General features: G+C 59.5%; 1 protein-coding gene. It reads left to right on the top strand.

Annotation, left to right across the window (positions count from 1 at the left end):
- Positions 1-25: 25 nt before the first annotated feature.
- Entirely contained in the window at positions 26-583 is a 558-nt protein-coding gene (gene dsbE / locus F4V61_RS21995; RefSeq protein ID WP_080167706.1) for a thiol:disulfide interchange protein DsbE, read from the top strand.
- Positions 584-605 lie beyond the last annotated feature (22 nt).

The raw sequence follows: 605 nt of genomic DNA, 5'->3' as shown, positions 1-605 counted from the left end.
GCCGTAAACCATTGCCGGAGGCCGGATGAAACGCAACGTACTGTTATTACCGTTACTTATTTTCCTGCTGATTGCCGCGGCGCTGCTGTGGCAGCTGGCGCGTAACGCGGAAGGCGATGACCCGACGAATCTCGAATCGGCACTGACCGGAAAGCCGGTGCCGGCGTTCCGCCTGGAATCGCTGGAGACGCCGGGTCAGTACTATCAGGCGGAGGTGCTGACGCAGGGGAAACCGGTGCTGCTTAACGTCTGGGCCACCTGGTGCCCGACCTGCCGCGCCGAGCATCAGTACCTGAACCGGCTGGCCGCGCAGGGTATCCGGATAGTCGGCCTGAATTACAAAGACGACCGGGCGAAGGCGATTGCCTGGCTCAGGGAACTGGGTAACCCTTATGCGCTGAGTTTATCGGACAGCGACGGGATGCTGGGGCTGGATTTAGGCGTTTACGGCGCGCCGGAAACCTTCCTGATCGACGGGAAAGGGATCATTCGTTACCGTCATGCCGGCGATCTTAACGATCGCGTATGGGAGAGTGAAATCAGGCCGCTCTGGGATAAATACAGTAAGGAGGCCGGGCAATGAGATTCTTACTGGGCGCGCTGAT

This window comes from Salmonella enterica subsp. arizonae (assembly GCF_008692845.1).
Taxonomy (GTDB): domain Bacteria; phylum Pseudomonadota; class Gammaproteobacteria; order Enterobacterales; family Enterobacteriaceae; genus Salmonella; species Salmonella arizonae.
The sequence above is the reverse complement of the archived record's forward strand: the minus strand, read 5'-3'. Positions and strand labels throughout refer to the sequence as shown.

Bases quoted from the DNA above. Each gene is read 5' to 3' on its own strand.
- dsbE (WP_080167706.1), top strand. From the start codon at position 26: ATGAAACGCAACGTACTGTTATTACCGTTACTTATTTTCCTGCTGATT.